Origin of the sequence: Mycobacterium florentinum (assembly GCF_010730355.1) — a bacterium.
Taxonomy (GTDB): Bacteria; Actinomycetota; Actinomycetes; order Mycobacteriales; family Mycobacteriaceae; genus Mycobacterium; species Mycobacterium florentinum.
This window is the reverse complement of record NZ_AP022576.1, coordinates 694,127-716,842: the sequence shown is the minus strand read 5'-3', so window position 1 is coordinate 716,842 and position 22,716 is coordinate 694,127. Positions and strand designations below refer to the sequence as shown.

The following is a 22,716-nucleotide window of genomic DNA, read 5'->3' as shown; positions in this document are numbered from 1 at the left end:
TCGTCGTCGCAATGTCGGCCGTGGCGCAGCCAGGTGCGCACTCAATACACCTCACTCCTCACCGCAAGATCACGCAACCGCTAAATGAGTTGCCGGGAGGGTAATGTCCCGATAATGGAGCGGCGCGAGCTCGACGCGGTCATCTATGAACGCGAACCGCCGATTGCGCGGATCATTTTGAATCGGGTCGACAAGGCCAATACCAAGGATGCCGTCCTCGTCACGGAAGTCGACGAATGTCTGCACGAGGCCGACCGCGACAGAGAGATCAAGGTCGTCATCCTCAAGGCAAACGGTAAGGGCTTCTGCGGCGGCCATGTGGCGCGCTGGGGGCCCGACGAAAACCCTTATCCGGATTTCGGAAACACGTTCGAGGACCTGTACAAAGGCACCGCCGACCTGTTTCTGTGGCCGACGCTGTACCTGTGGGAATTTCCCAAGCCGACGATCTCGCAGATCCACGGCTATTGCATGGGGGGCGGGATCTATCTCGGCTTGTTGACCGACTTCTGCGTGGCGTCCGACGATGCGTATTTCCAGATGCCGCTTGCCCAAAGCCTCGGAGAACCGGGCGGGCACACCATGATTGAGCCGTGGCTGCTGATGAATTGGCATCGCACCATGGACTGGTTGTTGCTGGCGCCGACGCTGTCCGCCCAGCAGGCCCTCGACTGGGGGCTGCTCAATCGGGTGGTGCCGCGCGAAGACCTCGAGGACACGGTCGAGGAGATGGCCCGCAAGATCGCCCAAATCCCGCTGACCACACTGATGGCGGTCAAGAACAACGTCAAGCGTGCCTGGGAATTGATGGGTATGCGCGTGCACCTTCAGGTCAGCCACATCCTGACCAATATGGTCGGCGCCGCCACCGATGTTCAGGCTCGGCGGGCCGAACTCATGCAATCGGGCATGAAGCCACGCGATTTCGTCGACCGCGAAGATTCTTAGCGGCTCATCTGGCCGGCGATCTTGCGCCCGGCCGCATGGCGGGCGGCGACGTAACCGAACACCATCGAGCTGGCGATGCTCGCGCCGGCGCCCGGATACGTGCGGCCCATCACCGTCGCGGTGGTGTTGCCGGTCGCGTACAGACCGTCGATCACCCGGTCCTGCTGATCGAGCACCTGGGCGTGTTCGTTGGTGATCACGCCCCCGCAGGTTCCAACATCGGACGGGAGCACCCTGGTCGCGTAGTACGGCGCGCGGTCCAGCGGGCCGATCGCGGCGTTGGGCCGATACCCCGGATCGCCGAGGCAGTCGTTGTAGGCCGACTGGCCGCGCCCGAAGTCGGGATCCAGGCCCTTGGCCGAAAACCGGTTGAACCGTTCGATGGTGTGCGACAGCTCGTCGGCGGGCAGGTCGATCTGGCGGGCCAGGTCGGCGATCGTGGCGCCGCGTTTGACCGCGCCCTTTTCGATCAGCTCGGGGGGCAGGTGCTGATTGCGTTTCAGCGGATTGGCGCTGGTGACGTATCGGCGTACGTATCCGTCGTCGAAGATCATCCAGCAGGGCACCGCCTTGTTGGCGTACATCGCCTTGCCGACCTCGACGTAGGAGTTCGACTCGTTGCAGAACCGCCGCCCGGTCGAGTCGACGTAGATGGCGCCGGGCCGTTGTCGTCCAGAGCCCAGCGACGCGGCGACGGCACCGCCGTTGGCGATGAAAACCGAAGGCAGCCACCATGCTTCGTCGAGTAGATCGGTTTGGGCGCCCAGTCGCATGGCCGTCTCCAGCACCTCGCCGGTGTCGCCGGCGTTGGCGATCGACCACTGTCCCTCGTTGGGCTGGTCGCCGCTGTAGCGGCGGCGCATCTCCTTGTTGTGGCCGAAGCCGCCGGCGGCCAGCAGAACTCCCTTGCGCGCCTCGATGTTCAGCGCGACGCCGTCCCGATTGACCCGCGCGCCGACGACGCGGCCGTCCTCGACGATCAGGTCCTCCATCGCGGTATTCGTCCACAACGGGGGTTGATTTCCGCTGAGGTCGATCAGCGCCTTGAGCATCTGCGCGATCAGTGAGGCGCCGTTGGTGAGGATCTGGGCCCGGCGTGCTCGCGCCGCGGCGGTCCGCAGGAACACCTTGGTGGCGACCGCGAATGCGCGCGGCGCCCGGTTGAAGTACTGGACCGAGCGCAGCTCGTTGGTCAGCACCACGTACCCGTAGTTCTTTGCCAGCGGGGGCTGCACCTTGTCATGCCAGCTGCCGAGTTCGGCCGCGTCGAACGGGATTCCCTCGATGGCCCGGCCGGACTCGTTGCCGCCCTTGTGATTCGGGTAGTAGTCGCTCCAGCCGGCGCAGCGGATCAGCCGAACACCCTTGCGGATAAGGAAGTTGATCATCTCGTAGCCCGCGGTGAGGAACATCTCCCGCCGTGCTGCCGAGGACGCCGCACCGATATCGCCGACCACGTCGCCCAGATAGGCCAGGCCGTCTTCGTGCGAGTCGGCGATGCCGTCGGCACGCATCAGCGGGTTGTTGGGCAGCCAGACGATGCCGCCGGACAGCCCGGTCGATCCGCCGACCAGGGCCTGCTTCTCGACGATCAGGGGCTCAAGCCCACTGTCCAGCGCGGCCAGCCCCGCCACCATGCCGCCGCCACCGCTGCCCGCGATCAGCAGGTCCACCGAGCGGTCCCACGCAGTGGTCATGAGCCCAACCCGAGGTCGGCGATCGGCACGTCGATGGTGGTATTGGTCTTCTGGATCGCGGGCACCAGCGCGTCGTAGCTCAGGCCGGCCAGGAACCCGTCGATGACCCGCTCGAAGTTCGAGATCAGTCCTTCGATCTGGTAAGAGAGTCGCATGAATTCAAAACCCTTGGAGTGGAGTCCTTTTTGCTGTCGCGGCAGATTGGAGAAGTCCTGGGCGGGAATCGGCGGCCAGCGCGGGTCGTCGGGCGCCATCGGTTCGGGCGGTGTGGGCTTGCCCGTCACCTGATCCGGCGGGATGCGAGTGAGCGACCAGATCTCGAACAGCGTCTCCTCCGGACCCAGTGGCCGGATCCGATAGGACGAGGCGCTGCTGTATTGGGGCAGCACGAAGTAATGCGGGAAGGCGAAATTGATCGCCTCGGTGATCCCGCGCCGCGCAAGGTCATTCAAGTCGGGAATGTCGCAGCCCCGGGCACGATGCCAGCTGACGATCGCGTCGTTGAGGGTCCTGCGCCAGGTAGCCATAGCCTCGGCCGGATCGGCCGGCAGCTCGATGTTCTGCAAGCCCTCGGCGATACGGACGTCGTTCTCATGCGTCATGCCCGCCATGCCTTCGCCGAGCGTGCGCATGAAATACAGGTTGGTCTGCGCCAGGCCGGGCTTCGCGGATGTGGTGGGCATGCTCGAGGGCAGTAGCTGCGGGTGCGTCTGCGGAACGTGGTAGCCCTCCATGAACGCCGCCGTCGCGAGTTTCCAGTTCACCGGAAGCCGGCAGGACTGCCACCATTCGGTGCGCAGCGTCTCCACGTGCCAGGCGTCGTAGATCGACGCGAACGGTTCCATGCACTCGCGCAGCCGCGGCGCCGCGGCGTCGAGGTTGATCCACGCGCAGCCACCCCAGAGCTCACAGCGGACCGAGACGAGTTCGAGGTCTTCCGGGCGCATGTTGTCCGCGGCGAAGGCCTCGGGCCGCAGCACGAACGTATTGCGCCCGTCGATGCCCCAGCACCAGCCGTGGAACGGGCAGACGAAGGTGCGCCGGCTTCCGTTGCCTTCCACCAGCTTTACCCCGCGGTGACGGCAGGCGTTGTGATAAGCCCGGACATTCTCGCCGTCGACGCGCACCACGATGATCGACTCGTCGAGAATCTCGTACTCCACGTAGTCGCCGGGGTTGGGTATCTCCTCGAGCCGGCAGGCCATCTGCCACACCCGCGGCCACAACATCTCGGCCTCGAGCGCGTAGAAGTCCGGGTCGTAATAGCGCTGCTTGGGAATTCGGTCGGCGGCCTGCACCGCCCACGGCACCGGCAACGCCGTCCAGTCCACGTGGGCTCGTCTCGAACCTGTCTCTACTGCCATCTCGTCATCCCTTGTGTCAGCGTCACACGATCCGTGATGCGCGCCCCTGCCAGTAACGCTCGCGGATGCGCCTCTTGTAGAGCTTCCCGTTCGGATCGCGAGGCAATTCCGGGTCGAATTCGACTGTGCGCGGGCACTTGTACCCGGCCAGGTGGGCCCGGCAGTACGCGATCAGCTCGGCCTCGAAGTCGGGTCCGGCCGCGACGCCCGCGACGGGCTGCACCACGGCCTTGACCTCTTCGCCGAATTCGTCGTTGGGAACGCCGAAGACCGCGGCATCGACCAGTTTGGGATGCATGATCAGGAGGTTCTCCGCCTCCTGCGGGTAGATGTTCACCCCACCGGAGACGATCATGAACGTCGACCGATCGGTCAGGTACATGTACCCGTCCTCGTCGACGTATCCCATGTCCCCCAGGGAGCGCCAACCGCGGTCGTTGTACACCGACGCGGTCTTGACGGGATCCTTGAAGTACTCGAAATCGGGTCCACCTTCGAAGTAAAGCTCTCCAGCCTGGCCGATGGGAAGCTCTTGGCCGTCGTCGCCGACGACGTGTACCGGGGCCATCGGTATGCCCACCGAGCCGGGGTGGGCGAGCCACTCCTCGGGACCGATCACGGTTCCCGCGAATCCTTCTGTGCCGCCATAGTATTCGTGAATGATCGGCCCGAACCAGTCCATCATCTGGTGCTTGACGTCGACCGGGCAGGGAGCGGCCGCGTGGATCACGCAGCGCAGGCTGGAGACGTCGTAGCTGCGCCGCACCGCCTCGGGCAGCTTGAGCATGCGCACGAACATCGTCGGGACGAATTGGGCGTGCGTCACGCGGTGGGTGTCGATCAGTCTCAGCACGGTCTCCGCGTCGAACTTGCGCATCATGATCGACGCGGCGCCGACGCGGTTGACCGCCATGGTGTAGTTCACCCCGGCCGCGTGGTACAGCGGCGCGGGGGACAGGTACACGCTCGACGGGCTCATGCCGTAGCGGTGGGTCAGCGCCATCTCGAGCACCGACTGGGCCCAGGAGCCGTTGCCGTCGGCGGGCAGCGGCCGGCGGACCGCCTTGGGTCGTCCCGTGGTCCCCGAGGAGTAGAGCATCTCGGATCCGTCCGACACCGGCGGCGCAGCACCCGCCGCCGCCAGGGTGTCCTCGTATCCGCGCCAGCCGGGTAGTTCGCCGCCGACACTGATATGGACCCCGACTGCCGCGTTGACATCGCGCACGTGAGAGGCGATTTCGGGCATCGACGCGTCGACGAACACCGCCTTCGCATCGGAGTCGCCGATCACGTAGGCGGCCTCATCGGCGGTGAAGTGGGTGTTGACCGCGGTGTAGTAGAGGCCGGAAAGCTGGCAGCCCCAGGTGATTTCGAAGAACTCCGGGCGGTTCGGCAATACCAGGGCCACACCGTCCCCGCGGCGCAACCCCGCATCGTGTAGTGCCGCGGCGACTCGTTGGCTTCGTTCGTACAGCTCGCCGAACGAGATCGCGGTGCCGTCGGCAATCAGAGCCGTTGACTGGGCGACCGCGATCGCGTGATCGGCGATGTTCACCAGCGGACCTACGTTGCCGCGGCGCCGTCGGTCTGGGCGGCGGCCGCGGCCTGGCGCCGGGCGTGCTCGGACGGCAACACCTTGTCCTTGAACACGGTCTGAATCAACTGCTGCACGTCCTTGCTGATCGAGGCGAGCGCGACGAGGTCGTTGGAGCTCTGCCAGTGCACCCGCATGCCCATCAACTCCCAAGCCCGCTTGAGATTTGCCTTGGTGAGCATCAACGTCGTCAACGGCGCCTGGGCGATGTGGCGGGCGATCGCGTCCACGCGGGCGTCCAAGTCCTCCCGCTTGACCACCTCGTTGACGAGCCCGACCTCCAGCGCCTTGTGGGCGTCGATCACCTCGGCGGTGAACAGGTAGTAGGCGGCGCGGCGCCAGTTCATGAAAACCCAAGGTTCGATCGAACATTCACCTGACGGCATGCCGAATCCCTGTAGCGGCGGATAGGAGAAGTAGGCGTCTTCCGACGCGATGACGATGTCGGTGGTCAGGCCCATGTGCGTACCGCCGCCCACGCAGTAGCCGTGCACCTGCGCGATGGTGGGTTTGGAGAACTCCCATAGATTCAGCGTTGGCTTGACGAACAGATCCGACTGCGCCTTCCACGGGTGTCCGGTTACCATCGCGTTCTCCACGAACGACGGGTAGTCGACGGCGTTGTTGCCGATCGCATGCCCGGAGCAGAATCCCTTGCCGTTGGCCTTGAGCACCAAAACCTTGATGTCGTAGTCGCGGTCGGCATCCAGCAGGGCGGCGTCGACCTCCTCGGCCAGCTTCTGGTCCTGAGCGTTGGCCTTCTCCGGCCAGTTCAGGGTGATCTTCGCGATCGGACCATCTTTCTGGTAGATGATGCGCTCGCGCGTCTCGTTGAGGTCCATTTTTGCCCTTTCGCCAGTTATGAAGTGATGATGCCGATTTCGGCGCCGATGTCATAGATGGTCCCGACCTGGCCCGTCCACCGCACGGTGCCGGATGCTCCGGCTTCGATTTCCTGTTCCACCTTCTCGGTGGCGATCACATAGATCGGCGTGCCCGCCTCGACGTGTTCGCCGGCGTCGACGAGGAGCCCGGTCAGCTCCGCTTCGGCTACCGCGACCGACACTCGGGGGATTCGAATAACGAAGTCAGCCATGCGCATTCGCTTTCGCGAGAGTACGCAGCGCCGCCTCGACGACGCGGGCCGGTGACGGGTACACCTGCGCCTCGAGCGCGGCCGCGGCCGGGTTGGGCACGAACCGGGCGGCCACCCGCTCGACGGGTGCGGCGAGTTCGCCGAACAGCTCCGATCCCACGATCGCCGCGATCTCCGCTCCGGGGCCGGCGAATTGGACTGCGTCGTGCACGATTACGGCCCTGCGGGTACGCCGTACCGACGCGATGATGGTCTCGACATCCAGCGGCACCAGGGTGCGCAGGTCCACGACTTCGGCGCTGACCCCCTGTTCGGCCAGCGTGGCCGCCGCCGCGAGCGCGTCGTGCACGCTGCGCCCGTAGCTGATCAGACTCACGTCGGTGCCCGGCCGCTTGATATCGGCCTGGCCGAGGGGAATGGAGAATCCGGGGTCGACGGGAACCGGCCCCTTCCTGCTTTGCAGCCGGATCGTCTCGACGAACAGACATGGGTCTTCGTCGAAGATCGCGGCCGTCAGTAGGCCTTTGCCGTCGCGCGGGGTGGACGGCACGATCACCTTCATGCCCGGGATGTGCATGAACCATGCCTCCAGGCTCTGCGAATGTGTGGCACCGGTGGCCAGTCCGGCGTACACCTGGGTGCGGATGGTGATCGGCGCGGTTGTCCGGCCGGCGGTCATGAACCGCAGCTTGGCGGCATTGTTGATCAGCTGGTCGGCGGCGATGCCGATGAAGTCCATGATCATGATCTCGGCCACCGGCAGCAGTCCGTCGATCGCGGCGCCGATCGCCGCGCCGACGATCGCGGCCTCCGAGATCGGAGTGTCCAGCACCCGGTCGTGGCCGTACTTCGTCGACAACCCCGCCGTCGGTCCGGATGCGCCCGGATCGGCGATGTCCTCACCCAGCAAGAACACTCGATCGTCGGCCGCCAGCGCCTGATCCAGCGCGAGGTTCAGCGCCTCGCGCATCGTCATCTCTTTTTCGTCCATGTCGTTACACCGGGAACTTGATCGGAGTTGCGTACACGTCACGGTCGAGCTCGTCGACCGACGGGGAATCGGCGCCCATCACGACTTTCAAAGCGGATTCCACGGCGGCCTGGGCCTCGTCGTCGATGCGCGCGAGCTCGTGTTCGTCGCAGCTGCCCGCGTCGGCAAGACGCCGGCGAAAGCGCGGCACCGGGTCGGCGGCCACCGCGGCTTCGAGTTGTTCCTTGGGGATATAGGGCATCCGGTCGCCGAAATAGTGGCCGCGGAAACGGAATGTCACGCACTCGATGAAGGTGGGGCCCGCACCGTCGCGCGCCCGACGAAGTGCCTCGTCGAGCGCGTCTTTCACCGCCAGCGGGTCGTTGCCGTCGACCCGGACGCCCGGCATCCCGTATCCGGCGGCCCGGTCGGCGACCCGCTCGATCTTCATGGTGTCGTGGGTCGGCGTCATCTCCGCGTACAGGTTGTTCTGGCAGACGAACACCATCGGCAGATCCCAGAGTGCGGCCATGTTGGCCGCCTCGTGGAACGAGCCGGTGTTGGTGGCGCCGTCGCCGAAGCTCACCACGGTGACTCGATCGAGCCCCTTACGTTTGGCGGCCATCGCCAGCCCGACGGCCACTGGCGGCCCGGCGCCGACGATTCCGGTCGAAAGCATCACGCCCACCTCGGGTTTGGCGATGTGCATGGTGCCGCCTTTGCCGCGGCCGGCGCCGACCGTGCGTCCCATCATCTCGCCGTAGATTTCCTCGAGGGGGACGCCCTTCCCGATCAGATCGTGGAGTCCGCGGTAGGTCGTCACCAGCTGGTCGTAGGGTCGCAGCGCGACACCCATTGCCGCGGCGATCGCCTCCTGGCCGCGTGACGGCCAGTACACACACATGAACTCACCGGTGCCGATGCCCTTGGACAGTCGGTCGTCGGCCGCCTTCATCAGCACCATCAGCGCATAGAGCTTGCGCTCGACATCTGCTGCGGCGCTTGGCATCACGCGCCCGACCATGGCTTGACCTTGAGGAAGCCGCCGCCGTCGACGCGTAGCTGCTGTCCGGTGATATAGCGTGCGGCGTCGGAGGCAAGGAACAGCACCGCCTCGCTGATGTCTTCGGGCTCGACGTAGGGGATCGGCATCGCCTGGACGAACGGGAAGATCGGCTCGGCGTCTTCGCGGGTCGGCTCCTTCAAGTCGGGTCGGAACGCCCGGTACATCGGCGGGCTGTGCAACATGTCGGTATTGACGTTGGTGGGATGCACCGCGTTCATCCGGATGGAAAACGGGGCCAGCGCCCGAGCGAAGTCGTTAACATAGTGTGCTGCAGCAAGTTTCGCGAAAGCATACCCGGCTCCGCCGGGGCCGCCGTCGATGCCGGTGGTGTTCATCGACGACATGAAGGCCGCGTTGGAACCGATCACGATGATCGACGCGCCGGCTTGCAGGTGTTTGAGACTCGCGTGTACGAGGTTGAGCACACCCACCAGGTCCACGTCCACGGCGTCGGCGAACGCCTTCGGTGGCAGACCCGCGGTGAGCGGGCAGATACCCGCGTTGGCGACCACGATGTCGAGGTGCCCGAGCTCGGCGACGCCCTCGTCGATCGCGGCGGACAGTGCCACGCGGTCGCGAACGTCGGCGATGGCGGTGAAGGCGCGCTGCCCCTCCTTTTCGACCAGCCGCGCCGTCTCGTCCAGGTCCTCCGGCCGGGCCAGTGGGTATTCGTTCGTGTCGATATCCGCGCACAGGTCCACCGCGATGATGTCGGCGCCCTCGGCGGCCAGCATCCGCGCGTGCGACCGTCCCTGACCCCGCGCGGCGCCGCTGATCACGGCCACCTTGCCCGTTACCCTGCCCATCGCTCGTCCTTCGTCCGGGTGCCTATTGCCGTACGTGTGTGCGGGAGCCGCGTTGGGGGCTCGTTACGACGGTGGTCTGGCCGGCGAGCGAAAGTGCCTGTGCCGCTGGGGTGAATCTGGCCAACGATCGGCTCCATCGCATCTCTTCCACGAAAACCTGCGCGTGGCTGTAGCCGGGCTATCGATATCCCTTAGAGTAACTAGAATACCTAAAATAGCAAGGACAGATCCGGACCGAGGGGGTTGGCGATGTCAGGTGTCCTTGACGGCGTGCGGGTCGTCGAATTGGCGTCATGGACGTACGTCCCGTCGGCCGGTGCCGCGCTGGCGGACTGGGGCGCGGACGTCATCAAGGTGGAGGGCGTGGCGTTCGGTGACCCGGGCCGGGCGCTGGTCGTCGGCGGCTTCACGCGCGAAGCCGCCCGCCCGGATGCGGACTTCATCCTCGAGCTGGGCAACCGCGGCAAGCGCAGCATTGCGATCGACATCAAATCCGAGACGGGTCGCGCATTGTTCGGGCGCCTGTTGGCCACCGCGGACGTGTTCCTGACCAACTGGCTGCCCGGCGCGCTGGAGCGGGCCCGGCTGACCGTGGACGACATTCGCGGCTTCAACCCGAAGATCATCATCGCCCGCGGTACCGGGCTGGGGGTTCGCGGCCCGGACCGCGATCGCGGCGGCTTCGACGCGGCCACCTACCTGGCCCGCGGCGGGGTGGCCTACACCCTCACCCCGTTCGGGACCGATACGCCCGCCGTCCAGGGCCCCGGTTTTGGTGACCTGCAGGGTGGGGCCACGCTGGCCGGCGGTGTGTGCGCGGCGCTGTTCCACCGGGAACGGACCGGCGAGCCGACGATCGTCGATTCCTCTCTGCTGGCGCAGGCCATGTGGTCCATCGCGCCGTCGATCTGTGCCGCCGATTTCTTTGATATCGACGGCATTCCGGGGGCACCGCCCGGATTGGCCATCAATCCGCTGGTGAATCGCTACAAAACCAGGGACGGCAGGTGGATCCAGCTGGTCTTCCTGCAACCCGACAAATTCTGGGCCGGCTTCTGCGAGCGGATGGGCCTTGCGGAGTTAGCCACCGACGAGCGCTTCGTACCGTCGAGCAACCTGATCGCGAATGCGGCCGCGGCGACCGATATCTTCGCGAAAACGTTTGCCGGCCATGACCTCGCGCACTGGCGGAAGGTGCTCGAAAACGAACCGGGAGTGTGGGGAGCGCTTGCCACGCCGCGAGAGACACTCAACGATCCCCAAGTCGAACCCAACGGCTACGTGGTGACAAACGTCGACGATTACGGCGAGGAATACCGAATCGTTGCTGCGCCGGTTCAATTCAACGAAACTCCGCCACTTCCCGCGCGCGCGCCAGAACACGGCCAGCACACCGAGGAGATTTTGCTCGAACTCGGCGTCGAGTGGGACGACATCGCAAAGGCGAAGGACCTCAACTCGATCCTGTAGGGTATCCGGTGCTGCCGCCAAAAGCGTTCTGCGATTGGCTCTTACGCGGCATTGTCGGCAGAAGTGCGAGCCGCGTTACACCCCAGCCCGATTGGTGCCGAAATCGGTATCGACACGGTCACAAGCACGTATCGATGTCGACGGCGCTATGGCATAACGGCGCCGTTCCACAAATCATGGCACAGTGCGCCTTTGAGAATCACGATGGCGAGTCATGCGTTCTCGCTGGGATTCTTGTTCGCTACGCGGAGTAGCGGATTTTCGTTGGGGCGCAACAGGAGGTATGAAGAGCATGGCGAACTGGGTTCCCGCACACACTTCGTGCGGCCCGAACTCCAGCCGCATTCTCGACACTGCGCGGGGGATCATCATCGGACTTCGCCGGTGTCGTTCGGAGACGGCGTTCGACGAACTGCACACTGCGGCATTGCGTCACAAGGTTCCGGTATTCGCGATGGCATGGGCGCTTGTGCACCTGGCCGGCGAGGGCGAAAAGACAACCAGCTTCAGCGAGGCGCAATCGGCTGCGCGCCACGAGTGGGGTCAACTGTTCAGCGGAGCGGCAGCACTGAGCTATTGACAAGTGATCACGAACTTGGCGCGGCCGGGGTCCCTGGGGGGTACCACGGCCGTGCCAACCCACGTCAAGAACCCACCGACCCAAACCCGTTGAAGCACGACGTGTTCCCGCTCGAGCCGCAGTGGCCGGCGCGGTCGCGCGGCTTGCGGCGCCGTCGCAAAAGAATCGAGCCGGCGTTACATCTGCGGCCGTAACGAGGCCCGTCGGCGAGTTTTCACCGCCCCTTCGCGCCTCGTCAACGAGTCCACGCCGGTGAGTCGGTCGCCGTGCGCAATGCTGCGATGATGCGCTGCTCCTTTTCCAGGAAGCGTTCGGTGGGTGCCGGCACCGAGATGGCGATGACGTTGTCGCCCAAGGTTCGTCGCGCGATCGCGGCCGCCGAAATCCCGGGAGTGTGTTCGCCCCGGTCGAAAGCGATCCCGGTTCGCCGGATCTCCGCGGTCTCGCGGCGCAACCGCTCGCCCACCGGCGCGCTGAACCGGGAGATCATCGCCTCCGCCGCGTCGTCGTCCAGCGCGGCGAGCGCCGCCTTGCCGTTGGCGGTCACCTCCAGCGGGAATCGGACACCGACGGCCGAGACCGCGCGCAGCCGGTGCGACGATTCGATCTGGTCGACAAACCACATCCGCTGGCCGCGCAGCACGGAGAGGTCGACCGTTTCACCGTCGGTCGCGCGCGCCACCCGTTCGATCGTCGGCCGGAAGATCGCCGAGACGTGCGCTCCCGCGGCACTGCCAAAACCCAGCAGGCGCTCGCCCAGCGAAAAGTGGCCGTGCGAATCCACACTCGCCAACCCGACTTCCACCAGGCCGACCAGCAGGCGGCGCGCCGTCGATTTGGCCAGCCCGAGCCGCTCGCCGAGGTCGACCAGGCGGAGCCGTCCCGGCTCGGCGGCGATCTCGTCCAGGGCGGCGGCGGCGCGACGCAACACCTGGATGCCCTCGTCGCGATTCGTGGGCGCAGTGGGTTCCGTGGGCGGCACTCTTCCACTATAGTGTTCCGCATTGCGGACTAACAAGAACCGGATAATGGATCAGAGGAGCTCAGATGAGTGCGCTACCTGCTGGGCGGCACTTCTTTCGCAGCGACGACGGGTATGAAGCCGCCCGACGCGGCACGGTCTGGAACCAACGGGTGCCGGCCCGCTACCCGGAATTGATCGTTCAGGCCGTCGACACCGACGACATCGTCAGCGCGCTGCGCTACGCCAAGGCCAACGGCCTCAAGGTCAACATCCGTTCGGGCGGCCACAGCTGGGCGGCCAATCACCTGCGCGACGGAGCCGTGCTGATCGACGTCAGCCGCATCGACCACGCGAATATCGATGCCGCCAAGGGCGTCGCCGTGGTCGGTCCCGGTAAGGGCGGCAGCATCCTGATGGCCGAGCTGGAAGCGCAGAATCTCTTCTTTCCCGCCGGGCACTGTAAGGGTGTCTGTCTTGGCGGCTACCTGCTGCAGGGCGGGTACGGCTGGAACAGCCGGGTCTGGGGCCTGGCGTGCGAGAACGTCATCGGCCTGGACGTGATCACCGCCGAGGGTGAGCAGATCCACTGTGACGCAGACAATCACGCCGACCTGTACTGGGCCGCGCGCGGTGCCGGCCCGGGCTTCTTCGGCGTGGTGACCTCGTTCTACCTCAAGCTGTACCCGCGCCCCGGCGCCTGCGGCACCAGCGTCTACGTCTATCCGATCGAACTCGCCGACGAGATCTACACGTGGGCACGCAATGTCAGCGCCGAGGTGGACCGCCGCGTCGAAATGCAGATCGTGGCAAGCCGAAGCGTCCCGAGCATGAACCTCGAGACTCCGGCCATCACCTTCGCGTCGCCGGCGTTCGCCCATACCGAGAAGGAAGCCGAGGAGGCCCTGGCCATCTTCGGAACGGTGCCGGTCGTCGACAAGGCGCTGGTCAAAATTCCTTACATGCCAACCGATATGCCCACCTGGTACACCGCCGTGATGAGCAACTACCTGTCCGACCACCGCTACGCCGCCGACAACATGTGGACGTCGGCGTCGGCCGAGGACCTGCTGCCGGGCATTCACAACATCATCGACACGATTCCCGACCACCCGTCACACTTCCTGTGGCTGAACTGGGGGCCGTCGCCGGCGCGCCCGGATATGGCCTACAGCATCGAAGACGAGGTCTACCTGGCGCTCTACGGCGCGTGGCAGAACGAATCCGACGACGCGAAGTACGGCGACTGGGCGCGATCCAACATGGCCGCGATGTCGCACCTGGCCACCGGCATTCAGCTGGCCGACGAAAACCTCGGCCAGCGCCCGGCCCGATTCGCCAGCGACGAAGCCATGGTCCGCCTCGATAAGATTCGAGCGGCCTATGACCCGGATGGTCTGTTCAACGCATGGATGGGACGACTCTGATGGCCGGCGATCTGTACCTCGGGTATCGCAACGACGACGTGAACACGCCGTTCGGTAAATTCTTCAATCCCGAAATGGCCCCGCTGCCAACACATGTCGTCGAGGCGCTACAGCATGGTCCGCAAGGCGGGATGGCGCTGGTGGCGTTCGACGACGCCGCGACCGTGGCCGAGGCGGGCTACCAGCAGACCGAGAACGGCTACGGGGTTCTCGACGACGGCAGCTATCAGGTGTCGGTACGCACCGACATGCCCGGCGTCACGCCGGCGATGTGGTCCTGGTGGTTCGGGTGGCACGGCAGCGATACCCGCCGCTACAAGCTGTGGCACCCGCGGGCGCATCTGTCCGCGGCCTGGAAGGACAGCTTGCAAGATGATCAACACGCCGGCCGCCAAGGCGCGCGGCGCTACATCGGCCGCTGGTCGTTGATCAGCGAGTACATCGGTTCGACCATGCTCAACGGCGCAATCCAATTCGTCGAACCCGCGCAGCTGGACTGCCCCCCCGACAGCGACGATGCGGTGGCGATCTGCGCGCGGCTGGGCGCCAGTGACGCCCCGGTCGATGTCGGCTGGTTCATCCACCATGTCCGCTCGACACCGACCGGGTCCGAAATGCGGTCCCGGTTTTGGATGGGCGGCCCGCATATCGCGGTGCGCAACGCTCCAAGTGTGGCCTCAATGGCGGTGCGCCCCATCGCGTCTCGCATACTCGGCGACCCGGAGGCCAACGCCCGGAATCTGCTCGTGCACTGCGCGCAGGAGATGAACCATCTGGCCGGCTTCTTACCCGAGCTCTACGGCGCCTTCGGCGACGAGTAATCAGCCGGCGTAAGCGGGCGCGACAAAACGCTGCACCAGGTCACGCTCGGCCTCGTCGTCGCCGACGGGCCAGTACATCAGCGACAGCACTACGCGGACCACCCATTGCGCGCCGTGCGCATCGCCGTTGGTGAGCCCGGTCAATTCCGTGGCGAACCCGGCCAGCAGCGGTGACGCCGTCAGCCAGGCGATGTCGCCGGCCCGGACCGGACTGCTCATCAGGTGGTACAGGGGATCGGCCCGGATCAGCTTGAGCGCCACGGTGATCGCGGTGACAACCCGCTCCGGACCGCTCATGTTCTCGACGGTCTGCCGCACCGTCTCGATGATGCGCGAGGCCGTGCGGGTGATGACCGCGTCGCGGATCTCGGCCTTGCCGCCGGCATAGCGGTAGATGGTGGCTCGCGAACAATGGACGCGCTTGGCCAATGCGTCGATGTCGAAGCCATCCGTCCCCTCACGGGTGATCATCTCGGTGGCGGCCGCATAAATGCGCTCGGTGGCGATTTTGCGGCGATCGCCTCCGACCAACCAGTCGTCGCGTGTCATCGGCCACCACCCTTGGAAGCGAGAAACTGGAACGGCGCTATCTCAGGGTGAGACAATACTCGCCAGTTATCTCACGGTCGTCGCAGGTCCGAAATCCCCGATGAGACGGTTCGGCCGGCATCACCCGGAAGCCGTGTTCAATTTTCCGCATCGCCGTTGACGTGTGGATATCCGTTGCTCACGCTGAACCCGTGACCGTCATAGCCCAGGCCGACACGTTCTTCGGCGCCGAATCTCTGCAGGATCCCTACCCGCTGTACGAGCGGATGCGCGCGGAGGGGGCGGTGCACCGCATCGCCGGCTCGGAGTTCTATGCCGTCTGCGGCTGGGACGCCGTCAACGACGTCATCGCCCGGCCCGAGGACTTCTCGTCGAACCTGACCGCCACCATGACCTACACCGGCGGGGGCGCCGTCAGGCCATTCGAGATGGATGCGCTCGACGGACCAACGCACGTGCTCGCGACCGCCGACGACCCCGCCCACGCCGTGCACCGCAAGCTGGTGGTGCGCCAGTTGGCGTCGAGGCGGATCCGCGCGATCGAACAATTCGCCACCGACACCGCGGGGCGGTTGTGGCACCAGGGGCTGCGCGACGGACGCATCGAATGGATGGACGCCATGGCCAACCGGCTGCCGATGATGGTGGTGGCCGAGCTGATCGGGGTGCCCACCGCCGACGCCGCGCAGTTGATGAAATGGGGCTACGCCGCCACCCAAACGGTCGAAGGGCTGGTCGGCGAGGAACAGCTGGCCGCCGCGGGTGTCGCGGTGATGGAACTCGGCGGTTACATCAACGAACAATTCGGGCTCGCCGCCGCCGATCCCCAGGACAATCTGCTGGGCGAGCTCGCGGTGGCCTGCGCGTCGGGCAAGCTGGACAGCGTCGCCGCCCAGGTGATGATGGTGATTCTGTTCGCCGCCGGGGGAGAGTCGACGGCATCGCTGCTGGGCAGCGCGGCCTGGATACTCGCGAACCGTCTTGACATCCAGCAGCAGGTGCGCGAAAACCCTTCGCTGCTACCGGCATTCATCGAGGAGACGCTGCGTTACGAGCCACCCTTCCGGGGCCACTACCGGCACGTGCGCAACGACACCGTGCTGGCCGGCGTCGAGCTGCCCGCCGGCTCGCACCTGTTGCTGTTGTGGGGCGCGGCCAACCGCGACCCGGCCCATTTCGAGAGACCCGGCGAGTTCCTGCTCGATCGCGCCGAAGCCAAGGGACACATCAGTTTTGGCAAGGGGGCACACTTCTGTGTCGGGGCGGCGCTGGCCCGCCTGGAAGCCACCATCGTATTGCGCCTGCTGCTGGAACGGACCACGACGATCGAGCAGGCCGACGTGGGGCGGTGGCTGCCCAGCCTGCTGGTGCGCCGTCTCGAACGACTCGAGCTGGCCGTCAGCTGACCGCGGCTACTTCCCGGGCGGAAGTTGGCGCGGCCCTTGGGGCGGGCGAAGTTCGCGCGGGCCGTCGCGCTCCGTCAGCTCCCGCGGGTGCTCGCTGTCCGCCGGTCCCAGCGGTAGGCCGTCGGCGTCTTTGACGCAGAGCCGCACCGAGGAGTGCCGACCCACCTGTGGGTGATCGTGCGTCTCGTGGTGGGTGCGCGACGACGCGACCCGACCGGTGGGTGCCGCATCGGTCGTCGACGACCGATGCTCGCTCGGCTCAGAGCTCTCGGAGTCGAAAGTCACCTTGCGAGTACGCCTGAGCGCGAAGGTGATCTCCTCGACCTCTTCGAACACCTGGCGCGCGGTGCGCAGCGGCGCGGTGGTGTTGTCGATGGCCCGCGCAACGAAGGGCGGCACCAGCGGACGAATCCAGCGTGCCGCGGCCCGGGTCGCGTCGGGAATCGAGGGGATCGACGGCATGGCGCGCTCGTCGGCCGGCTCGATCTGCGCGGGCAGGTTGTCCACCTCCGGCGCTGTCTCCTCGCGGGAAACCGCTGCAGCGGCGGGCAATTCGGGCACGGCCCGGCTGGCGGCCTCGGCCTCGGCGGCGATCGGCAGGTAGATGTCTTCCTGCACGGGTTCGAAAGTCCGCACCGACGCCGCGGGCTGCGGTCCCTCGATGGCTTCGGTGACTCGACGGCGTTGCTGCTCGCGGTCGATCTCGGTCTGCGCCTCGATGGCCAGGCGGGCCTGAGTGAGTTGGTGTTCGGCCCAAAGAATTTCGGCCTCACGGCGAACCTCGGCCCGCTTGATCGCGATCGCGGTGTCCGCATCGAGCTCGGCACGCTCACGCTCCGCGCGCGCCGTCGCGTGGCGATCCTGGGTGGTCTCACCGCGCCAGGTCCGCAGGATCAGCGGAAGCAAGTACACCAGCACGAAAAACGCGATGGTCAGCAACCGCAGCATCAGCGCCCCGACGCCGGCGAACGTCAGGTCGTTCATCGCGATCCAGCGCGCCCCGACGCCACCCGGGCCGGCCTCGGCCAGCACGCGTTGGCGGGCATCGTCCACGGCCCGCTGCTCACGCGAAATCGTGGCGTCCAATTCGGGCGCCTGGCGGTCGCGGGCCGCCAGCGCGGTGTCGAGCTCGCGCTGCGCATCAGCCAGAAGCTCATTCGCCGTTCGGGTTTCGGGTCCGGCGCCGGGATCGCCGGTGATGCGGGTCTGCGGGCACGCCGGGCTGGGGTGGTATTCGCAACGCGCCACGACCAACGCGTCGTCCTGACCATTGCGGGCCTGGGTGACCGCGGCGTCCAGCGCGCTGCGCGCGGACCGAGTCTGTTGCAGCGCCGCCGACGCCTGCGCGACCGCCGGCGCCGAGTCCGCGGTACTGAGTGCGCGATCCTCGAGGCGGTGATCGATCGAGCGGGAGAACACGACCAGTGCGGCGAGTTCGCCGACGACGACGCCGACCGCCACCGCCACGACGATCCGTCCCGCGATGCCGGGCCGACCGCGGTGAGGGCCGCTTGCGATGCCCCGCGTCACCGCCCCGACCAGCAGACCGAAGATCAGCGTCAGCGCGACTACGGCGATCAGCGGCCAGCGTGCCGATGCATCGACGGCCAAGGCCGCGACCAGCCACGCCAACACGGCTCCGAGCAGCACCACCGCGCCCGCGACGGCGTGGGTGGACCGCTCGTGACGTTCCCCCAATTCGCGCCAGTGTCCGCCGCCAAGCCAGGCGAGCACCCCCTCGACCCGGGAGACGGCTGAGCGCGGCTCAATCAATTCGTGGGCGCCCATCAGACTCCAACACCTCCGCCGTCCAGCCTCCCAGGCGATCGGTCGACACACCGAATCGAAGCGCCGACTGTGGCGTTGTTCACAACACGTCGCCGCCTCGCCGACGCGACCGTCCCGCACCGAGGTGAAATTCCTACGACGCGGACAGATCAGCTAAGTTTCCGGCAGGTGGCGTGAGACGGTATAAGCCTATGCAAAACCACGACTACGTCACCTACGAGGAGTTCGGACGCCGATTCTTCGAAGTCGCCGTCACTCCCGAGCGTGTCGCCGCCGCATTCGCCGATATCGCCGGCAACGAATTCGCGATGGAACCGATTGCGCAGGGACCCGCCGGAATCGCGAAGGTCAGCGCCAACGTCAAGATCCAAGACCCGCGCGTCACACGGCGGTTGGGCGACAGCATCACTTTCGTCATTCACATTCCGCTGTCAATCGACCTGCTGCTGGATTTGCGACTCGACAAGCAGCGTTTTCAGGTCTCCGGGGACATCGCGTTGCGCGCGACGGCCCGCGCCGCCGAACCACTGGTGCTGATCGTCGACGTCGCGAAGCCGCGGCCCTCCGATATCACCGTCAATGTGTCGTCGCAGTCGTTCCGCGGCGAGATACTGCGCATCCTGGCCGGCGTAGACGGCGAGATTCGCCGATTCATCGCCCAATACGTCGCCGACGAAATCGACGCACCGCAATCGCAAGCCGCTCAGATCATCGACGTGGAGGAGAAGCTGAACGAAGCCTGGCCGTAGCCGAGCCGAGCCGAGCCGAAACACGTTGACCGACAGGGTAATAACGAGCCGGACGCAACGCGCGGGTTTATCGGGTCGCCGGTCTTGGGTACGCGGTGGGGAACCCGACTCACGGCACGGTTTCAAGAGGAGCGACAAACCTTGGCACAAGTGGATGTTTCGACCAGGTCTGACCTGGAGCCGAGCGCAGCCTGGAAACTGGCGTCCGATCTTGCTCGATTCGCCGAGTGGATGACGATCTTCGGCGGTTGGCGCGGCGAGCTCCCCTCGACGATCGAGCAGGGCACCAAAGTATCGTCGTGCATCAAGGTGAAGGGGTTCCGCAACGTCGTCCACTGGACGGTGACCCGCTACGACGAGCCCAATTCGATTGAGCTGCAAGGTCGCGGCCGCGGTGGAATCCGGATCACCGTGACGATGGCGGTGACCGACATGCACCCCGGATCGACATTCGACCTCACCGCCGACCTGCGCGGGGGCGTGCTCAGCGGGCCGGTCGGCAAGGTCGTGGCCAGAGTGCTCCGGTCCGACGTGCGCAGGTCGGTGGAAAACCTCGCCGCGATGCAATAGCCGCGAGATAACCCGCTCGCGCGCAGGAGTGGCCGCGCTTACTCCGGGTCCCACGACAACAGCCGACGGACCGGCCGTGTCTCGATCGCATTGACCGTCAACGACCGGCGCGCGATCCGCCACCCCGCCTCCGTTGACTCGTACTCGTCGTGATAGCGCACATGCCAAGCCGCATCGATCACCCCATCGGCGCGCTGCGTCCAGTGATGTGCGACGCACGCGATCCGACCGCGTGCCGTCCCCGGCCGCGGCCCCTGGTCGTACACCTCACCGATGATCGCGTGCTCGGTACGCGCGACCGCGGCCACCGCCGCGACCGCCGTCGCGATGGCCGGTCGCCCGCGATGCGAATGAACCGGGGTGAGCACGGCCGGCGGCTCAGGCACGATCAGCTCGGCGTCCGCCGTGAAAAGTGCTGTCACAGCGTCGAATTGACGGTCGTCGACTCCGGCCGCGTATCGGTGCACGACATCGCTGAGCGCGCACCGGTCGTTCGCTGAGAGGGTCATGGCGCTCGGTTAGATGGTTGGCGGTGCGAGGGTGGCACGCACCGCGTCGGTCAGTGTGGCGGCCCGGCGATTGGTGAATACGTCCTCCAGCGTCACCGGCCGGCCGTCGGGGCCGGTCAGCGGCACCCGCCAATTGGGATATTCGTCGGTGGTGCCGGGCTGATTCTGGGTTCGGCGATCACCGACCGCATCCGTCAGCGCGACGCCCAACAACCGCGACGGCGTTCGCCCCAGGTAGCGGTAGAGGGCCAGGACGACCTGTTCGGGGTCGTCGTCGTGCTCGCCGAGCAGCCCCACCCGGCGCAGCTCGGCCATCCACGCCTCGCGCTCCGCCCGGTCGGATTCGAGCTCCTCGGCCACCGGCCGGGTCAGCAATCCGAGCGATTCGCGCAGCCGGACATGGTCGCCGGCCAGGTAGCCGGCGGTCGGCGGCAGATCGTGGGTGGTGACCGACGACAGGCAATACTCACGCCAGCGTTCGGCGGGCAGCGGACCGCCGGTTCCGTCACGGTCCAGCTCGAACCACAGGATCGAGGTGCCCAGCAGACCCCGCAATAAGAGGTAGTCGCGGACCCACGGTTCGACTGTGCCGAGATCCTCGCCGACCACCAGCGCCCCGGCGCGGTGCGCTTCCAGTGCGACGATGCCGATCATCGCCTCGTGGTCGTAGCGCACATAGGTGCCTTCGGTGGGCGATGCACCCTCGGGGATCCACCAGAGCCGGAACAGCCCGATGATGTGGTCGATGCGAACGCCGCCGGCATGGCGCAGCACCGCCCGGATCAGTGCGCGGAACGGCCGATACTCCTGCTCGTCGAGGCGATCCGGCCGCCACGGCGGCTGCGACCAGTCCTGGCCGAGCTGGTTGAACTCGTCGGGCGGCGCGCCGGCGGTCACACCCAGCGCCAGCACATCCTGCAGCGCCCAGGCGTCGGCGCCGTTCGGGTGCACGCCGACAGCCAGGTCGTGCATGATGCCCAGCGACATGCCGGCCCGGACCGCCTGCGACTGGGCCGCGGCGAGTTGCTCGTCGATCTGCCATTGCAGCCAGCGGTGGAAATCGACCGCGTCCGCATGCTTTTCGGCGAACCGGGCGACACCGATGGCGGTCGGGTGCTGCAGGAAGTTCGGCCAGCAATGCCAGTCGCCGCCGTACTTCTCGGCCAGCGCGCACCAGACGGCGAAGTCGTCGAGCGCGCTGCCCTCACGCTCGCGGAAGGCGGCGTAGGCCAGCTCACGGCCCGCCGACCGGGGCGCCCGGTAGAGCAGCTTCAGTGCCTCCCGCTTGGCCGTCCAGGCGCTGTCCCGGTCGATGGCATCGAGCTTGGCGGCCTGCTGCTGGACGTCGTCGCGCAGCCGCCGCAGCCGGCCGCGCTTGGTCAGGTCGGCGAATTCGGGGATGGACTCGACGCGAAGATAAAGCGGATTGAAGAAGCGCCGCGACGTCGGAAGATATGGAGACGGCTCCATCGGGATCGTCGGGGTGGCCGCGTGCAGCGGATTGACCAGCAGGTAGTCGGCGCCGTGCCGGGATGCGGACCAGACGGCCAGGTCCGTGAGGTCGGTGAGGTCGCCGATGCCCCACGACTGCTCGGACCGCACGCTGTAGAGCTGGGCGGCCAGGCCCCAGGCCCGCCGGGCTCCGAGCTGCTCGGGCAGTCCGAGCCAGTCGGGCGTCACGATCAGCGCGGCGCTGGTTTCGATGCCCCTCGAACGCAGGTGCAGGCGGTGGTAACCGAGCGGCAGATCCGGCGGCAGCAGAAAGCTCGCCTCGCCGACCCAGCGCCCGTCCAGATTGAACGGGGGCGTGAAGTTGTCGACCTGCTGCACGCCGCCGTGCACGGTGCCGTCCTCGAGCCGCAACAGCACTTCGGCGGGATCGCCGTGGGTGACGTGCACCCAGAACCGGGTCGGGGTGCCGGTGCGCGCCACGATGGTCGCCGGCAGCTGACGTGACCAGTACTTGCGCAGCTGGCTGGTCAGGGCCTCGTTGCGGTCCTGCTCCGTGCCCGCCTCGACACCAAGCGCCGCGAGCACGGTCACCAGCGTGCTCTCCGATACCTGAACCTGGCGGCCCGTCCAGTCCTGGTACCAAGTGGCAATGCCGAATCGGCCGGCAAGTTCGACCAATGACGGCGCGAGCTCAGTCATGCCGCCCATCTTGCTGCCAAACGCCGCCCGGCACGACGCGGGCCGCCCGACGACCGCCTCCCGCGTTGCCGGCCGCCGATTCTTCAGCAGGTCAGCGAAGTAGCCGGGGAGTCACATGCTCGACAGGACGGGTTGGCCATGCGCGGCTACGATCCCATTGGAGATAGCAATCGTCCGGCCGGGGGATCCAGTGG

Annotated in this window: 21 protein-coding genes; 8 read left to right on the top strand and 13 right to left on the bottom strand. The window is 66.5% G+C overall.

Going from position 1 to position 22,716, the window contains the following annotated elements:
• Nucleotides 1–114: 114 nt before the first annotated feature.
• Nucleotides 115–948, top strand: a complete 834-nt coding sequence (locus G6N55_RS03475) for an enoyl-CoA hydratase-related protein (protein ID WP_085225298.1) — start codon at nucleotides 115–117, stop codon at nucleotides 946–948.
• Here the strand turns inward: G6N55_RS03475 and G6N55_RS03470 are convergent.
• From G6N55_RS03470 to G6N55_RS03435, 8 genes are read right to left on the bottom strand one after another with little or no spacing between them, the layout of a single operon-like run.
• Nucleotides 945–2,645, bottom strand: coding sequence for an FAD-binding protein (locus G6N55_RS03470; protein ID WP_085225300.1), 1,701 nt, complete (start codon nucleotides 2,643–2,645; stop codon nucleotides 945–947). The genes G6N55_RS03475 and G6N55_RS03470 overlap by 4 nt on opposite strands.
• Nucleotides 2,642–4,009 (bottom strand): aromatic ring-hydroxylating oxygenase subunit alpha, encoded by a 1,368-nt coding sequence (locus G6N55_RS03465; RefSeq protein WP_085225302.1) that lies wholly within the window; start codon nucleotides 4,007–4,009, stop codon nucleotides 2,642–2,644. The genes G6N55_RS03470 and G6N55_RS03465 overlap by 4 nt, the downstream gene beginning before the upstream one ends.
• Nucleotides 4,010–4,031: 22 nt before the next feature.
• Nucleotides 4,032–5,564: an acyl-CoA synthetase gene (locus G6N55_RS03460; RefSeq protein WP_085225304.1), complete on the bottom strand. Its 1,533-nt coding sequence runs from the start codon at nucleotides 5,562–5,564 to the stop codon at nucleotides 4,032–4,034.
• 8 nt (nucleotides 5,565–5,572) lie between these two features.
• Nucleotides 5,573–6,445 (bottom strand): enoyl-CoA hydratase-related protein, encoded by an 873-nt coding sequence (locus tag G6N55_RS03455; RefSeq protein WP_085225306.1) that lies wholly within the window; start codon nucleotides 6,443–6,445, stop codon nucleotides 5,573–5,575.
• A gap of 17 nt (nucleotides 6,446–6,462) precedes the next feature.
• Nucleotides 6,463–6,699, bottom strand: a complete 237-nt coding sequence (locus tag G6N55_RS03450; protein ID WP_085225380.1) for a biotin/lipoyl-containing protein — start codon at nucleotides 6,697–6,699, stop codon at nucleotides 6,463–6,465.
• Complete coding sequence (locus G6N55_RS03445; RefSeq protein WP_085225308.1) at nucleotides 6,692–7,690, bottom strand: alpha-ketoacid dehydrogenase subunit beta; 999 nt, start codon at nucleotides 7,688–7,690, stop codon at nucleotides 6,692–6,694. The genes G6N55_RS03450 and G6N55_RS03445 overlap by 8 nt, the downstream gene beginning before the upstream one ends.
• A gap of 4 nt (nucleotides 7,691–7,694) precedes the next feature.
• Entirely contained in the window at nucleotides 7,695–8,693 is a 999-nt protein-coding gene (locus tag G6N55_RS03440; protein WP_085225310.1) for a thiamine pyrophosphate-dependent dehydrogenase E1 component subunit alpha, read from the bottom strand.
• Nucleotides 8,678–9,541, bottom strand: coding sequence for a mycofactocin-coupled SDR family oxidoreductase (locus G6N55_RS03435; RefSeq protein WP_085225312.1), 864 nt, complete (start codon nucleotides 9,539–9,541; stop codon nucleotides 8,678–8,680). Before G6N55_RS03435 ends, G6N55_RS03440 begins: the two co-directional genes overlap by 16 nt.
• Nucleotides 9,542–9,790: 249 nt before the next feature.
• On the opposite strand from G6N55_RS03435, the gene G6N55_RS03430 reads away from it, so the two are divergent.
• On the top strand, nucleotides 9,791–11,011 hold the full coding sequence (locus G6N55_RS03430) for a CaiB/BaiF CoA transferase family protein (protein WP_085225314.1): 1,221 nt from the start codon (nucleotides 9,791–9,793) through the stop codon (nucleotides 11,009–11,011).
• A gap of 283 nt (nucleotides 11,012–11,294) precedes the next feature.
• Nucleotides 11,295–11,591 (top strand): ANTAR domain-containing protein, encoded by a 297-nt coding sequence (locus G6N55_RS03425; RefSeq protein ID WP_232078911.1) that lies wholly within the window; start codon nucleotides 11,295–11,297, stop codon nucleotides 11,589–11,591.
• 235 nt (nucleotides 11,592–11,826) lie between these two features.
• Here the strand turns inward: G6N55_RS03425 and G6N55_RS03420 are convergent, their stop codons facing one another.
• The gene (locus G6N55_RS03420) at nucleotides 11,827–12,573 is read right to left on the bottom strand and encodes an IclR family transcriptional regulator (RefSeq protein ID WP_085225316.1); all 747 of its coding nucleotides are present in this window, start codon (nucleotides 12,571–12,573) and stop codon (nucleotides 11,827–11,829) included.
• 65 nt (nucleotides 12,574–12,638) lie between these two features.
• Between G6N55_RS03420 and G6N55_RS03415 the strand changes: the two genes are divergently transcribed.
• Together G6N55_RS03415 and G6N55_RS03410 are read left to right on the top strand one after the other, a co-directional pair.
• Nucleotides 12,639–13,979, top strand: coding sequence for an FAD-binding oxidoreductase (locus tag G6N55_RS03415; RefSeq protein WP_085225318.1), 1,341 nt, complete (start codon nucleotides 12,639–12,641; stop codon nucleotides 13,977–13,979).
• Nucleotides 13,979–14,800 carry a DAPG hydrolase family protein gene (locus G6N55_RS03410; protein ID WP_085225320.1) on the top strand — a complete coding sequence of 274 codons (822 nt, stop codon included), beginning with the start codon at nucleotides 13,979–13,981 and terminating at the stop codon, nucleotides 14,798–14,800. Before G6N55_RS03415 ends, G6N55_RS03410 begins: the two co-directional genes overlap by 1 nt.
• Here G6N55_RS03410 and G6N55_RS03405 read toward each other — a convergent pair whose 3' ends face one another.
• Nucleotides 14,801–15,349, bottom strand: a complete 549-nt coding sequence (locus tag G6N55_RS03405; RefSeq protein ID WP_036469071.1) for a TetR/AcrR family transcriptional regulator — start codon at nucleotides 15,347–15,349, stop codon at nucleotides 14,801–14,803.
• Nucleotides 15,350–15,540: 191 nt separating this feature from the next.
• Between G6N55_RS03405 and G6N55_RS03400 the strand changes: the two genes are divergently transcribed.
• A complete protein-coding gene (locus tag G6N55_RS03400) occupies nucleotides 15,541–16,755 on the top strand; it encodes a cytochrome P450 (protein ID WP_179968115.1) in 1,215 nt (404 codons plus the stop codon).
• A 6-nt stretch (nucleotides 16,756–16,761) separates the two neighbouring features.
• Here G6N55_RS03400 and G6N55_RS03395 read toward each other — a convergent pair whose 3' ends face one another.
• The gene (locus tag G6N55_RS03395) at nucleotides 16,762–18,543 is read right to left on the bottom strand and encodes a DUF4407 domain-containing protein (RefSeq protein ID WP_036469072.1); all 1,782 of its coding nucleotides are present in this window, start codon (nucleotides 18,541–18,543) and stop codon (nucleotides 16,762–16,764) included.
• 191 nt (nucleotides 18,544–18,734) lie between these two features.
• Here G6N55_RS03395 and G6N55_RS03390 point away from each other — a divergent pair, with 191 nt between their 5' ends.
• Nucleotides 18,735–19,292 (top strand): hypothetical protein, encoded by a 558-nt coding sequence (locus G6N55_RS03390; RefSeq protein WP_036469073.1) that lies wholly within the window; start codon nucleotides 18,735–18,737, stop codon nucleotides 19,290–19,292.
• A gap of 141 nt (nucleotides 19,293–19,433) precedes the next feature.
• Nucleotides 19,434–19,862: a type II toxin-antitoxin system Rv0910 family toxin gene (locus G6N55_RS03385; RefSeq protein WP_036469074.1), complete on the top strand. Its 429-nt coding sequence runs from the start codon at nucleotides 19,434–19,436 to the stop codon at nucleotides 19,860–19,862.
• Between the two features lie 38 nt (nucleotides 19,863–19,900).
• Here the strand turns inward: G6N55_RS03385 and G6N55_RS03380 are convergent, their stop codons facing one another.
• Both G6N55_RS03380 and malQ read right to left on the bottom strand, forming a co-directional pair.
• On the bottom strand, nucleotides 19,901–20,371 hold the full coding sequence (locus G6N55_RS03380; protein WP_085225322.1) for a nuclear transport factor 2 family protein: 471 nt from the start codon (nucleotides 20,369–20,371) through the stop codon (nucleotides 19,901–19,903).
• A 9-nt stretch (nucleotides 20,372–20,380) separates the two neighbouring features.
• Nucleotides 20,381–22,522: a 4-alpha-glucanotransferase gene (gene malQ, locus G6N55_RS03375; RefSeq protein WP_085225385.1), complete on the bottom strand. Its 2,142-nt coding sequence runs from the start codon at nucleotides 22,520–22,522 to the stop codon at nucleotides 20,381–20,383.
• Nucleotides 22,523–22,716: the final 194 nt, after the last annotated feature.